This is a genomic window from Rheinheimera sp. D18 (assembly GCF_004345025.1).
Classification (GTDB): domain Bacteria; phylum Pseudomonadota; class Gammaproteobacteria; order Enterobacterales; family Alteromonadaceae; genus Alishewanella; species Alishewanella metallidurans.
In genome coordinates, this window is sequence record NZ_CP037745.1 from 862,379 (window position 1) to 875,704 (window position 13,326).

The window sequence follows — 13,326 nt, forward strand, 5'->3', positions numbered from 1 at the left end:
GCGATACACTTGCTATCAGTTTATGTCTGGCCATTGTAACTATTTTGCCATATTTAACAGAACTATTTCTGCGTTGTACGGTCATACCAGCAAGCTAGACCAACGCCAGTTAGCATAACAGACAGTATTACAGGGGAAAGGCTCGAACATGAGCGAGCAAGAATTGGACTGGCAGATTGTCCAGCGCGTGCAGCAAGGCGATAAAGCTGCGTTTAATGTACTAGTAAAAAAATATCAGCACCGGATCGCGAACTTAATTTCGCGTTACGTCTCTAACCACGGAGACGTAGCAGATGTCGCTCAGGAAGCTTTTATTAAAGCGTACCGAGCTATGCCAGGTTTTCGCGGTGAAAGTGCATTTTATACTTGGCTGTATCGTATAGCGGTAAACAGTGCTAAGAATTATTTAGTTGCCAATGGCCGCAAGCCACCGGCAACAGATGTTGACGTAGAAGATGCCGAGTACTATGAAGGCAGCGATGCGTTAAAAGAACAAGGCTCACCAGAAAAGCTATTGTTGTCTGATGAGATACGTAATGTGGTGTTTGGCACCATTGAAAAATTACCAGACGAGCTACGCACAGCAATTACGTTGCGTGAACTTGAAGGGTTAAGTTACGAAGAGATCGCGGAAGTGATGGGGTGCCCAATAGGTACTGTTCGCAGTCGTATTTTCAGAGCGCGTGAAGCCATTGATTTGCAGCTTAAGCCGTTAATAAGCTAGCAGTCAGAGCAAAAACCAGTAATTAGGACAGGAAACATTATGTCGTCAGAAAATCAGGATTGGCTCTCTGCTGCCAGTGATAACAAGGCACTAACTAAGGTACAGCTTGATAGCTTGCTTGGTGATGCCCAGCTACAGCAAAAGTTACAGCGTTACCATCTGATAGGCTCGGCCATGCGTAGTGAAGTATCAAGTGCACTACCTGCTAACTTTGCTGATAATTTTATGGCACAACTGGCTGATGAACCGGTATATCAATTACAGTCTGACCGTAACTTAATGCAGCGTATTAAGGCGTATGTTGCTGTTGCAGCCAACGGCAGCTGGTTACAACCGGTGGCACAAGGCGGTATTGCCGCTGCAGTAGCGTTAATTGCCGTGTTTGGTGTTCAACAGTATCAACAGGGTGAAGAATACTTAACGCCGCAACCATTATTGCAAACGCAACCTATTGCCGGTTTTGCTACGCCAGTGAGCTTAAGCCAAACCACAGTAACCGATCGTTTTGCTGCGCAGGAACAACAGGCTATGCTTGAGCAACAAAAGCGGCTACAGGCTATGTTAAATGCCCATCGCCAACAATTGCGAGTAATGGAGCAAACGCAGCAGGCGAAGCAAAGTGCGACACCTCACAATGGGTCTGAACAAAACGAGCAATAATGATGCGATTCTCTGGCGTATGTAGTGCCATAGTGTTGATAGTAGTGTCAGGACTTGCCCAAGCTGAACAAGCAGGCTGGGCATTGTTCGATAAGGTTCAACACGCTGTTAAGCAATATAATTTTGATACCTCTTTTGTCGTGTTAAAAGGCGGTAAAGTAGATACTTATCGTTGGTTACATGGCCGCACTGAAAACCAAGAAATTGAACACCTTATTCCTTTAGATACCAGTGGCGTAGATATTTTACGCCGCGACGCTATTGTTTATTATTTATTAGCTGACCGGCCTGCTTTTGTTACGCAGAGCCATAGTATTCCAGAATTGCCCGCGTTATTTTTTGAATCTAAACAAGAAATTAGTAAATTATATAATGCTGTTGCAGGTAGCAGCTCGCTAATGTCAGGTCGCAGTGCTCAGCTACTTCGATTAACGGCAAAAAATGCTGGGCGCTATAACTACTGGTTATGGTTAGATGATGAATCCGGCTTTCCGCTTAGAATAGATACCTTATCTGATCAGCAAAATGCATTAGAGCGCTGGTTAGTTACTCATATGCAAATTAATCCAGAGATGCCTGACAGTTTACGCGCGTTAATGGAGGCCGAATTACCCGCAGCCACTTCAGTGACAAATAAGGCATTGGCAAATAATAATCAAAAATTAACGTGGCTACCGGAAGGCTATACCGAGGTGGCAGAGCCGGCCAGTATTCCGCAGTTAGAAAAAAGCTTACTTAGCTACTGGCTATTGAGTGACGGTTTGCATCAGGTGTCAGTATTTGTGCAAAACCCCCAACATTTGCCAACCCAAGCGTATCGAGACGGTGCCACCACTATTTATGTGCAAACGGCAAACCAATTAGAGGTTACCGTTATTGGCCCAGTAAGTATTGATACCGCCCGTCAGCTGGCCGCGGCAGTGCGCTAATGGTAGAAGAAATTGCCACAGTGGTATCAACAGAATATAACGGTATTTGGTTAACCACTACGCCCGTATCCAGCTGCAATGCTTGTAACGTTAGCGATGATTGCGGTACGGGCATAGTTGCGAAAACCCTTACGCCAAAAAACATCCATTTTTTTGTGCCAAGTGAGCTTAAATTACTACCTGGCGAGCAAGTGAAAATTGGCTTGCAAGAAGACAGCCTAGTGATGGCCGCGTTAATGGTGTACTTACTGCCATTAATATTGATGATGGTGTTGGCCTTATTAGCTAACGCTGCTGGGTTTAGTGAAGGTTGGATAATGTTGGCTGCAGCGTTAGGGGCAACCATTGGCTTTATGTTGGCGCGCTATTATGGCGTTAAGCAAGAAAAAACCACCAAAATTCATATTCTTGAAATTTTGCCTTCGTTAGGTATTAAACCTTACGCGTTAAAATAGCGCTGCCATAGCGTAAGCTTAACATTGGCCGTTAATAACACATAGCCAGCTGGCAACGGATAGAGTACAATTCGCACTAATTTATCGAAATAACCCGCGTTAATGCAGGAGGTTGTAACTTGCTATAGCAAAGTTTGCGGCCTTGCATGACGCTTACTGTTTTGCGGACAAAATGCCTAAACTTAATCACATCAGAAATTTTTCTATCATCGCCCATATAGACCACGGTAAATCGACGTTATCTGATCGGCTAATTCAATATTGTGGCGGTTTGTCTGACCGCGAAATGCAGCAACAAGTGCTGGATTCTATGGATCTTGAGCGCGAGCGCGGCATTACGATTAAAGCACAAAGTGTAACCTTAAATTACACTGCCGATGATGGCGAAACCTATCAGTTAAATTTCATCGATACACCTGGCCACGTTGACTTTACCTATGAAGTTAGCCGCTCGTTGGCGGCTTGTGAAGGGGCATTATTGGTCGTTGATGCTGGGCAGGGCGTTGAAGCGCAAACGGTAGCAAACTGTTACACCGCACTAGAAATGAATTTAGAAGTACTGCCAGTACTAAACAAAATTGACTTACCTCAGGCCGATCCCGACCGCGTAGCACAAGAAATTGAAGACATTATAGGTATTGAAGCCATAGGTGCGGTGCAGTGTTCTGCTAAAACTGGCTTAGGCATTAAAGATGTGCTTGAAACCATAGTTAAGAAAATACCACCTCCAGAAGGTGAGCCTGATCAGCCTACACAGGCGTTGATCATTGACTCATGGTTTGATGCCTACCAAGGCGTTGTGTCGCTGGTAAGAGTAAAACACGGTTCGATTAAGGCAAAAGACAAAATTAAAGTTATGTCGACAGGCCTATCTTACGAAGTAGATAAAATTGGTACCTTTAGCCCTAAAGCGACCAATACTGGCGAATTGAAAACCGGTGAAGTAGGCTTTATTATCGCTGGCATCAAAGAAGTTAAAGGTGCACCGGTTGGTGATACGTTAACACTGGCAAAAAACAGCGCACAAACGCCACTACCTGGTTTTAAACGCATAAAGCCGCAGGTATATGCTGGTGTGTTTCCGGTATCAAGCGATGATTACGAAGACTTCCGTGACGCCTTATCAAAATTAAGCCTAAACGACTCGTCATTATTTTATGAACCAGAAAGTTCTGGCGCGCTAGGCTTTGGCTTCCGTATTGGTTTCCTTGGCATGTTGCACATGGAAATTATTCAGGAACGCTTAGAGCGCGAGTACGATCTTGACCTTATTACCACCGCCCCGACCGTAGTGTATGAAGTGCTGAAAAAAGACGGCACAGTAGTAATGGTTGATAACCCAAGTGCGTTGCCTGCGGTAAATGATATTGAAGAAATACGCGAACCTATAGTGGAAGCGCATATTTTAGTGCCACAAGAATACTTAGGTAGTGTTATTACACTGTGTATAGAAAAGCGTGGCGTGCAAACCAATATGTTGTATCACGGCCGTCAAGTTGCCATAACTTATGAGCTGCCAATGGCAGAAGTGGTAATGGACTTCTTTGACCGTTTAAAGTCGACCAGCCGTGGTTATGCATCTTTAGATTATGCGTTTAAGCGTTTTCAAGTATCCAATATGCAGCGGGTAGATATTTTAATTAATGGTGAACGGGTTGATGCTTTAGCTATTATCAGTCATATCGATTTTGCTCAAGGCCGTGGTCGTTTGTTGGCAGAGAAATTAAGAGAGCTTATTCCTCGCCAGATGTTTGATATCGCCATTCAAGCGGCTATTGGTAATCACGTTATTGCTCGTACCACCATTAAGCAAATGCGTAAAAACGTACTAGCAAAATGTTACGGTGGCGATATAAGCCGTAAGAAAAAGCTGCTGCAAAAGCAGAAAGACGGTAAAAAACGCATGAAGCAAGTGGGTAACGTAGAAGTACCACAAGAAGCCTTCTTGGCCATTTTGAAAGTTGGTAGTTAATTAAGGGTTATACATGGCAGGTTACTTTGCAATTGCACTGGTATTGGCAACATTGGTTAGTGGTTTAATTTGGTTGCTTGATATTTATGTATTGGCGCCAAAACGACAGCAGAAACTTACCGCAGTGCAATCTGCCAGTAACGACGTGCCAACCGCACTGAGTGACGAGTTGCTAAAAGAACCGCAGTGGGTCGAAACCGCTAAGTCGATATTTCCGGTAATAGCGTTAATTACTATTTTCCGCTCGTTTATGTATGAACCGTTTCAAATTCCATCAGGTTCAATGATGCCAACTTTGTTAGTAGGCGATTTTATTTTAGTTGAAAAGTTCTCATACGACGTAAAAGACCCGGTGTGGCGTAAAACGCTTTATAGTAATGCTAAGCCGCAACGTGGTGATGTTGCCGTGTTTAAATACCCGAAACAGCCTACGATAGACTATATTAAACGAGTCATCGGTTTGCCTGGCGACCGCGTTATTTATCGAAATAAGCAGTTATTTATTCAACCAGCGTGTACTCAAGAGCTTAAAGCCGACTGTCCTGCATTGGAAAGCATAGCGCTTAGCTTGAAAAACGAAGGCGAGTTTTACCAGCAACAATACCCGCAACGCCGTTACACCGAACAGCTTGGTACCGTAGCACACGATATATTGCAAACACCGGCGCGTCGCGAGTATACCGAGTTATTTTATAAACAAAACGGCACAGCGATTGACGAGTTTGTCGTACCCGATGGCCATTATTTCGTCTTAGGTGATAACCGTGACAATAGCGGTGATGGCAGGTTTTGGGGTTTTGTGCCAGAAGACAATATGGTGGGTAAGGCGGTATTTATTTGGATGAGCTTCGAATTTAATACTGATGAAAATAGCTGGATCCCAGGCTGGATACCTACAGGCGTGCGGTTTGACCGGCTTGGCAGTATTCACTAAGCGCCAGCGCACCCGTTTAAGAGACAAACATGCAAAAATCGTTAAATCCACTGATAGCCCGTTTAGGCTATCAGTTTCAACAGCCCGACCTATTAGAGCAAGCACTTACTCACCGCAGTTGTAAAGGCCAGCACAATGAACGGCTAGAATACCTTGGCGACGCGGTGCTAAGCTTAGTGATTGCTGAAACCCTTTATACTCATTTTCCTAAAGCGCGTGAAGGTGACTTAACTCGCATGCGTGCGGCGTTGGTAAAGGGGGTTACCTTGGCCGAAATTGCCCAAGAATTACGTTTATCTGAGTACTTACGTTTAGGCCCTGGCGAGTTAAAAAGTGGCGGTTTTCGGCGCGAGTCTATTTTAGCTGACGCAGTCGAGGCCATTTTAGGTGCTATTTATTTAGACTCTGGCATGGACGCGTGCAAAGAGCGTATTTTGTTTTGGTTCGGCTCACGGTTAGAGGTTATAACGCCAGGCGAGCAAAAAGATTCTAAAACATTGCTACAAGAATATTTGCAAGGGCTGCGCTTAGCGCTGCCAGTGTATGATGTAATTGCCACTTTAGGTGAAGCGCATCAGCAAACGTTTACCGTACGCTGCACTATTGCAGGTATGGCACCTTTTACCGCTACCGGCAGTTCACGCCGCAAGGCAGAGCAGGACGCCGCTCATATGGCGCTGGAAAAAATTAAGCATGACAGATAGCACCGTAACGCCAACTTATGCCGCATTAGTTGCTATTGTAGGCCGACCTAATGTGGGTAAATCTACATTGCTAAATAAGCTGGTTGGCCAGAAGGTAAGTATTACCTCAAAGAAGCCGCAAACTACAAGACATCGTATTGTTGGCATAGACACGCGTGATAATTACCAAACAGTATATGTGGATACGCCTGGCTTACATAGCGAAGAAAAGCGCGCCATTAATCGGGTAATGAACCGAGCTGCGGCCAGTTCAATTCTGGATGTAGAATTTGTGCTGTTTGTCGTTGAAGGCACGCGTTGGACTGACGATGATCAAATGGTACTTAATCGGCTAATTGCATCAAACAAGCCAGTAATACTGGTGGTGAATAAAGTAGATTTGTATCGTGATAAAGACACCTTACTACCGCATTTACAATGGTTAGGCGCACAGCTTAACTTTATTGATGTCGTGCCGTTGTCGGCTGAAACTGGCGACAACGTTGAAGCATTACGTACCGCAGTGCAAGGGCATTTACCGCCGTGCGAATTCTTTTTCCCTGAAGATTACGTTACCGACCGATCAATGCGGTTTATGGCCGCTGAAATTGTCCGTGAAAAACTTATGCGCTTTTTAGGCGAAGAATTACCTTACTCAGTAACCGTAGAAATTGAACGCTTTAAGTGGGAAGAGAAACACTATCATATCGCCGCATTAGTGTTAGTTGAGCGCGAAGGCCAAAAACGTATGGTTATCGGCAATAAAGGTGAGCGCATAAAAACGATTGCTACTGAAGCCAGAATAGATATGGCATCAATGTTAGAACAGCCGGTGTTTTTACAAGTTTGGGTAAAAGTAAAATCAGGTTGGGCTGACGATGAGCGCGCATTGCGTAGCTTAGGTTACGGCGAAGATTAACCAAGTATGCAGCCTGAGCTTTGGCCTGCCTACATTCTGCATAGCCGCCCGCTTGGTGAAAGTAAGCTAATACTTCAACTATTACTGCCTGAACAAGGGCGTTTATCCGCGGTAGTGCGAAAGAAGCAGGGCAAGCAGCGCTTGGCCTTGCAACCCTTTCAAGAGTTTATGTTGCAGCTGGTAGGCCGTAGTGAGCTTAAAACCGTATCAACTATTGATGAAGCAGCACCGGCACTGGTTTTAACCGGTAAGGTGCTATACAGCGGTTTGTATTTAAATGAATTAGTTTGTCGGTTATGGCCCGATAATTTGGCTGCAGAGCAGCTATTTTACCTGTACCAGCAATGCTTGCAGCAGTTAGCTGCAGTGCAACAAGGCGTGGTAGAGCTAGAGCCATGCTTGCGGGAATTTGAGTTTGCATTATTAACGGAGTTAGGCCAGCCAATAGATTGGCAATATGATAGTGCGGGCGGCGCATTAAATGCTCATGCTTATTATCAGTGGTACAGCGAACAAGGTTTTGTGCAAATGGCTAAAGGATATCGCGGCGAGGTATTACTTAATATTGGCCTTAAGCAATGGCAATGCGATGAAACGAAGCGCAGCGCCAAGCAACTTAGCCGGCAAATTCTTGCACCGTTACTGGGCAGCAAACCGTTGGCAAGCCGTGCATTATTTGCCGGTAGTTAATTTATAACGTTATTTTTATTTGGAGTCAGGCATGCATAACCCTATTTTTCTTGGCGTTAATATTGATCACGTTGCCACTTTGCGTCAGGCGCGCGGCACCTATTATCCAGAACCGGTGCATGCGGCCTTAGTTGCCGAGCAGGCTGGCGCCGACGGTATTACCGTGCATTTACGCGAAGATAGACGGCATATTATTGACCGTGATGTATTTGTATTACGCCAAACTATTGCTACTCGATTAAATTTTGAAATGGCGGTAACTGATGAAATGCTAGCGATAGCGACTGAGTTAAAGCCACACTTTGCTTGTTTTGTACCAGAAAAACGTGAAGAGCTCACCACCGAAGGCGGGCTAGAAGTGGTTGGCCAGCTGGCGCGTATTACCGATGCGGTTACGCAAATGCGTGAACAAAATGTGTTGGTATCATTGTTTATTGATGCCGATCAGCAACAAATTGAAGCGGCAGCTAAAGCCGGTGCACCCTACATTGAAATTCATACCGGAAAGTATGCGCATTGTACTGATATTAACGCTCAAGCTTTAGAATTAAAGCGTATTGCCGATGCTGCGGCGTTTGCCTCCACACTTGGCCTTATCGTTAATGCTGGCCACGGTTTGCATTACCATAACGTACAGCCGATAGCCGCTATACCGCAAATGTACGAGCTAAATATAGGTCATGCTATTGTTGCCCGAGCCGTATTTAGTGGTTTAGATGCTGCAGTGCGCGAAATGAAACGCTTAATGGTTGAGGCGCGCGGCTAACGTGGCCATTATTGGTTTAGGTACCGATATCGTTGAAATTGCGCGCATTAGCCAAAGCTTAGCGCGCAGTGCTGGCTTAATAAAGCGGGTGTTAACCGCTGATGAGCAAGCGATTTACCATGCCATTGCAACAAAGCATGTCGCCAACAACACGATGACAATTAGCAATACTGATAATGCCGCGCGCTATTTTGCTAAACGCTTTGCGGCCAAAGAAGCTGCGGCCAAAGCGCTTGGCACCGGTATTGGCCGAGGCGTGTCATTTCAGCATATTCAGGTTAGTAATAACGCCGAGGGCGCGCCGCAGTTAGCATTAACTGACTATGCCGCTGAACTAGCTGCCAATAAAGGTGTAACGCATATCTGGTTGTCAATTACCGATGAGCAAGCTTATGCTGCAGCTACGGTGATTTTAGAACGACAGTAATGCTACGCTGCTAAGTATTTGTTTTTACCAATCCCATATCCACTGTTGGCTTTCGTGCCACAACGCTTGCATTACATCGTCCAATTCCAGTAATTCAGGTTCAAGTTGTGTCGCGGTTTTACCCAGTTTCAATTGGGTTTCAAGTAATTCTGCTAATTGTTTTAACCGTGGTACACCGGTATAACAACAGGCGCCGTGCAATTTATGTATTTGTTGCAGTAGCTGCTGCGCATCGTCTGAGGCCAAAGCTTGCTGTATTGCTACGCGACTAGGCGAAATGCTATTAACTAGCATTAACAACATTTCCTTCATTAAACTGCATTTACCGCTAGCGCGCTCTAACGACAATGGCCAGTCGACAAGTTTACTTATGGGCCAACTGCGATCTGTCTCTGCTACGCGGCTACTAGGGCAAAACTCCTGCAAGCAACAGTGCAATATATTTTCATCTAGAGGCTTACTTAAAAACTCATTAAAGCCCAGTTTAAGTAAACGCTCGCGTTCACCGTCAATCGCATGTGCCGTAACGGCAATTATTGGGGTATGTTCGTTTAACGAACTTTGACGAATGCGTTGGCAAGCGGTAATGCCGTCCATAACGGGCATATTAATATCCATAAAAATAATGTTATAGGCGCGCTGTGTTGCTTTATGCCACGCTTCAGCGCCATCTTGCGCAGACTCTATTTGCTCAACATGTTCCGCTAACAGGGTATTAATAAGCTTTAAGTTGGCACCATTGTCATCAACCGTAAGCACTCTAATGCTGGCTTGGCTGCGCACGGTTTGCTCGTCGACTACTTTTTGCTGCGTTAGGTAGGGGCTGGCCAATGCGCTGGCTAATTTTCGTAAGTGCGGCGGTTTTGATAAACAGCCATCTGCACCCGAGCTTAATAGCGTTTCGCGTAAATGCGGTGATAACGTATTTACCAGTAGATAGGTGTTACTGCAGTGCGGTTTTATTTGCTGCATTAATGCCAGTACTTGATTAACTTGGTTTAGCGCCACTGTGCGGCCAATTAAACCGATATCATAATGTTGGTTATGTGCCAGCGCTTGCTGCAACTGGCCTTTAGTAGCACAAGCAGTAACTTGCAAACCCCAGCTATGCAATAAACTTAGCGTCGCCTCGCGAGAGTGCTGCTGTGATTCAAAGTATAATAAGCTTTTATTTTCTAACACCTCTAATGGCAGATTGTCGGCAACGGATAACTGGTGGCGTAAACATTTAACGGTAAACCAAAAAGTAGAGCCTTCAGCTTGTTTACTTTCAAAGCCAATTTTACCGTTCATAGCTTTAACTAGCCGTTGTGAAATCATTAAACCTAAGCCGGAACCACTTTGATGGCTGCGCGCGTCGCTATGGCTAAAACCTTGGAATAGCTGGCTTTGCTGCTCTTCGCTTATGCCTTGACCGGTATCTTGCACTGAGCAATGCAAAATGAGCTGCTCTTCGTTTAGCAATGTGGCTGACACGCGAATAACTATGCTGCCATGCTCGGTAAATTTAATCGCATTCCCGGCAATGTTCATTAAAATTTGGACAATCCGCACCGGATCGGCCACCACATCATCAGGGCAGGAGGGTTCAACCATTAATACCAGTTCGAGTTGTTTCTCAAAGGCGTTTGCTGCTAAAAGCTCAATAGCATCATTTAATAAATCACGTAAAGAAAATGGCTCGAGGTTAATGGATAGCCTGCCTTCTTCTAATTTAGAAAAATCTTGTACGTCGTTTACTAGATGCAGCAAGCTATTGGCAGATTTTTGAATAATAGTTAAATAGTCATGCTGACTACTAGTTAATTGGGTTTTAAGCAGCTGGCGGCTAAAGCCGATAACTCCGTTGAGCGGGGTACGTAATTCATGGCTCATTTTTGCCAAAAATTCAGATTTTTGCCGGTTATCCTCTTGCGCTTTGCGCTTAGCAAACTCAAGTTCAATATTCTGGACTTCTAGCTGCTCCATACTTTGCTGTAAGTCACAAGTAACCTGTTCAATTTGTTGTTGTAATTCATTTTCCTGTGCGCGAAGTTGCATACCTAGTAGGTTTAAATTTTGTTGTAATACCATCAGTTCATTAATTATGGCGCTGGTATCAACTTCAACGGTTTCGCCATTAAGTAGCTGTTGTAAATTGCGTACAATGTGTTTTATTGGTCGGTGTAGGTTGCGCAATAGCAGTAGGGTTGGCAACATTATTAGCAGCATAAAAGCTAATGTCAGCGCTGCGGTCTGTAATAGCATGTTTTGCTGTTGTAATTGCAATTGAGCTTTAGGCAGTTGTAATAATAGATAGCCTAGCTGTTGCGAATGCGCACTATCGGTGCTGGTTAGCAGCGGCTGATAAAATATTAAGCTGCTGCTGTTTTCCGAGAGTAAACCTAAGTCAGGCAAGGTTTCGCCAGCGTTTAGCCGTAAGCTTTTATCAAATTGCTGCGAGTTGGTATGTAACACCGGCTGGTACTGGGCATTAAACAGACTGATATTGCTTAGCAGTGGCGAATTAAACCGGTGCGCACTTTCTAATAGCTGTTGTAAGGCGGGCATATTTTGTCGGCTGAGCAAATCTTGGCTACTCATTGCCAGCGGCAAGGCAATATCGCGAGCGCGCTCGTTAAAAGAAAAGGCTAACTCATGATAGCGAACATAGCTAAAATAGCCTGCACAGAATACACTGACCAGCAATGCAGGCAGTAGGCTGCAAAGCCATAACCAAGTGCGTAATCCAATTTTTTTCATTGTCGCAGGCTGTACTGTAATTATCGTTGCTTGGATAATGACATAACACATCGCTGTTGCCTACAATCTGATAGAGAAGCCATGCTTAACATATACAAAGCCAAACCTAAAACGAGCTTATTGGGTAAAACCCTAACCTTTCAGATTGATAGCGCTGATTATGAGGTGCAAGGTATTAGCCAATATCAGCAAAAAATCGCTTTTGTTAGTGGCGCTTTACCGGGTGAGCGGGTACAAGCAAAAATACTAGAAGACAAAGCCGGCTTTATTAAAGCGACAACAATAAAAGTATTGCAACCCTCGGTATTACGGGTAACGGCGCCTTGCCACTACGCTGCTATATGTGGCGGTTGTCAGCTACAACATCTAAGTATCCAAGCGCAGCGCGACTTAAAGCAGCAAGGCATAGATCAGTTAATTAGGCACCAAACAGGTTTAAGCGCGTTACCGTGGCAAGCCATGTTGGTAGATGATGACCACGGTTATCGTCGTCGCGCCAGAATTGGCATTTGGTATGATAAAAAGCAGCGTCGTGTTAGCGTGGGTTTTCGCCAAAGTGGTGATAAACACATTGTGGCAATCGCAAACTGCATGGTGTTGTCGCCGTTATTAGCACCAATCTTTACTGTGTTAAATAAGATTATTCCGCAATTAAAAGATCCAGCCGCCGTAACCCATGCCGAAGTATTGCAGGCGGGCGAGCAGGCTTTTGTTACTTTGCGCCATACCAAGCCGTTAACTGTTGACGAACAGCAGTTATTTATTGCCGCTTGGCCCGAGGCTGTTTGGTTAGGCGAGGCAGAGCCTAGTGTTATTCATTATTGGCAGCCAGACGTGCAACCGCATTATTACTTAGCAGAGCAAAACCTACGCTTAGAATTTGCTACTGATGCCTTTATTCAAATTAATGCCGAGCTTAATCAAAAAATGGTTACTCAGGCGCTTAACTGGTTGAATATCAACGCTAACGATGTCGTGTTAGATTTATACGCGGGTATTGGCAATTTTACCTTGGCGTTGGCCCAGCAGGCTAAAACCGTTTACGGCATTGAAGGGGTTAGCAAAATGGTGCAGCAGCTGGCAACTAATGCCCAATTAAACGGTCTGAGCAACGTTGTGGCGTTTCAAGCTGATTTGCATTTAGCTTGGCCTAAAACCAGTTGGAATAAGCCGATATACACTAAGGTGTTGCTGGACCCAGCCCGTGCCGGTGCCGTGGGCGCTATTGAGCAAATTACTAAATTAAAACCGCAGCAAATATTATATGTGTCGTGTAATAGTGCGACCTTTGCGCGTGATGCCAAACATTTGCTACAAAGTGGCTATCGTTTAGAAAAAATCTGTGGCGTAGATATGTTTGCCCACACCAGTCATTTAGAGTTAATGGCATCGTTTAGCCGGTTGTAACATAAAAAGGAGTCAGTA

Annotated in this window: 13 protein-coding genes; 12 read left to right on the forward strand and 1 reads right to left on the reverse strand. The window is 44.8% G+C overall.

Annotation, left to right across the window (positions count from 1 at the left end):
• The first annotated feature begins 148 nt into the window (after positions 1-148).
• The 11 genes from rpoE (at position 149) to acpS (ending at position 9,159) form a co-directional block, all read left to right on the forward strand.
• Complete coding sequence (gene rpoE / locus E0Z06_RS04150) at positions 149-724, forward strand: RNA polymerase sigma factor RpoE (protein WP_132582165.1); 576 nt, start codon at positions 149-151, stop codon at positions 722-724.
• Positions 725-763: 39 nt separating this feature from the next.
• Positions 764-1,384 carry an RseA family anti-sigma factor gene (locus tag E0Z06_RS04155; protein WP_132582167.1) on the forward strand — a complete coding sequence of 207 codons (621 nt, stop codon included), beginning with the start codon at positions 764-766 and terminating at the stop codon, positions 1,382-1,384.
• Entirely contained in the window at positions 1,384-2,313 is a 930-nt protein-coding gene (locus tag E0Z06_RS04160; RefSeq protein WP_243695558.1) for a MucB/RseB C-terminal domain-containing protein, read from the forward strand. The genes E0Z06_RS04155 and E0Z06_RS04160 overlap by 1 nt, the downstream gene beginning before the upstream one ends.
• Positions 2,313-2,768: a SoxR reducing system RseC family protein gene (locus tag E0Z06_RS04165; RefSeq protein ID WP_132582169.1), complete on the forward strand. Its 456-nt coding sequence runs from the start codon at positions 2,313-2,315 to the stop codon at positions 2,766-2,768. The genes E0Z06_RS04160 and E0Z06_RS04165 overlap by 1 nt, the downstream gene beginning before the upstream one ends.
• A gap of 172 nt (positions 2,769-2,940) precedes the next feature.
• Complete coding sequence (lepA, locus tag E0Z06_RS04170; RefSeq protein ID WP_132582171.1) at positions 2,941-4,740, forward strand: translation elongation factor 4; 1,800 nt, start codon at positions 2,941-2,943, stop codon at positions 4,738-4,740.
• A gap of 13 nt (positions 4,741-4,753) precedes the next feature.
• On the forward strand, positions 4,754-5,674 hold the full coding sequence (lepB, locus tag E0Z06_RS04175; protein ID WP_132582173.1) for a signal peptidase I: 921 nt from the start codon (positions 4,754-4,756) through the stop codon (positions 5,672-5,674).
• A 29-nt stretch (positions 5,675-5,703) separates the two neighbouring features.
• Positions 5,704-6,378, forward strand: coding sequence for a ribonuclease III (gene rnc, locus E0Z06_RS04180; protein ID WP_132582175.1), 675 nt, complete (start codon positions 5,704-5,706; stop codon positions 6,376-6,378).
• Entirely contained in the window at positions 6,368-7,276 is a 909-nt protein-coding gene (gene era, locus E0Z06_RS04185; protein WP_132582177.1) for a GTPase Era, read from the forward strand. The genes rnc and era overlap by 11 nt, the downstream gene beginning before the upstream one ends.
• Positions 7,277-7,282: 6 nt before the next feature.
• Entirely contained in the window at positions 7,283-7,966 is a 684-nt protein-coding gene (recO, locus tag E0Z06_RS04190) for a DNA repair protein RecO (protein WP_132582179.1), read from the forward strand.
• Between the two features lie 31 nt (positions 7,967-7,997).
• Positions 7,998-8,732 (forward strand): pyridoxine 5'-phosphate synthase, encoded by a 735-nt coding sequence (gene pdxJ / locus E0Z06_RS04195; protein ID WP_132582181.1) that lies wholly within the window; start codon positions 7,998-8,000, stop codon positions 8,730-8,732.
• Position 8,733: 1 nt separating this feature from the next.
• On the forward strand, positions 8,734-9,159 hold the full coding sequence (gene acpS / locus E0Z06_RS04200; protein WP_132582183.1) for a holo-ACP synthase: 426 nt from the start codon (positions 8,734-8,736) through the stop codon (positions 9,157-9,159).
• 24 nt (positions 9,160-9,183) lie between these two features.
• Here acpS and barA read toward each other — a convergent pair whose 3' ends face one another.
• Positions 9,184-11,901, reverse strand: coding sequence for a two-component sensor histidine kinase BarA (barA, locus tag E0Z06_RS04205; protein WP_132582185.1), 2,718 nt, complete (start codon positions 11,899-11,901; stop codon positions 9,184-9,186).
• 81 nt (positions 11,902-11,982) lie between these two features.
• Here barA and rlmD point away from each other — a divergent pair, with 81 nt between their 5' ends.
• Positions 11,983-13,308 (forward strand): 23S rRNA (uracil(1939)-C(5))-methyltransferase RlmD, encoded by a 1,326-nt coding sequence (gene rlmD, locus E0Z06_RS04210; protein ID WP_132582187.1) that lies wholly within the window; start codon positions 11,983-11,985, stop codon positions 13,306-13,308.
• Positions 13,309-13,326: the final 18 nt, after the last annotated feature.

Excerpts from the sequence above, each read along its gene's own strand:
- rpoE (WP_132582165.1), top strand. The coding sequence starts at position 149 with ATGAGCGAGCAAGAATTGGACTGGCAGATTGTCCAGCGCGTGCAGCAA.
- E0Z06_RS04155 (WP_132582167.1), top strand. The coding sequence starts at position 764 with ATGTCGTCAGAAAATCAGGATTGGCTCTCTGCTGCCAGTGATAACAAG.
- E0Z06_RS04160 (WP_243695558.1), top strand. The coding sequence starts at position 1,384 with ATGATGCGATTCTCTGGCGTATGTAGTGCCATAGTGTTGATAGTAGTG.
- E0Z06_RS04165 (WP_132582169.1), top strand. The coding sequence starts at position 2,313 with ATGGTAGAAGAAATTGCCACAGTGGTATCAACAGAATATAACGGTATT.
- lepA (WP_132582171.1), top strand. The coding sequence starts at position 2,941 with ATGCCTAAACTTAATCACATCAGAAATTTTTCTATCATCGCCCATATA.
- lepB (WP_132582173.1), top strand. The coding sequence starts at position 4,754 with ATGGCAGGTTACTTTGCAATTGCACTGGTATTGGCAACATTGGTTAGT.
- rnc (WP_132582175.1), top strand. The coding sequence starts at position 5,704 with ATGCAAAAATCGTTAAATCCACTGATAGCCCGTTTAGGCTATCAGTTT.
- era (WP_132582177.1), top strand. The coding sequence starts at position 6,368 with ATGACAGATAGCACCGTAACGCCAACTTATGCCGCATTAGTTGCTATT.
- recO (WP_132582179.1), top strand. The coding sequence starts at position 7,283 with ATGCAGCCTGAGCTTTGGCCTGCCTACATTCTGCATAGCCGCCCGCTT.
- pdxJ (WP_132582181.1), top strand. The coding sequence starts at position 7,998 with ATGCATAACCCTATTTTTCTTGGCGTTAATATTGATCACGTTGCCACT.
- barA (WP_132582185.1), bottom strand. The coding sequence starts at position 11,901 with ATGAAAAAAATTGGATTACGCACTTGGTTATGGCTTTGCAGCCTACTG.
- rlmD (WP_132582187.1), top strand. The coding sequence starts at position 11,983 with ATGCTTAACATATACAAAGCCAAACCTAAAACGAGCTTATTGGGTAAA.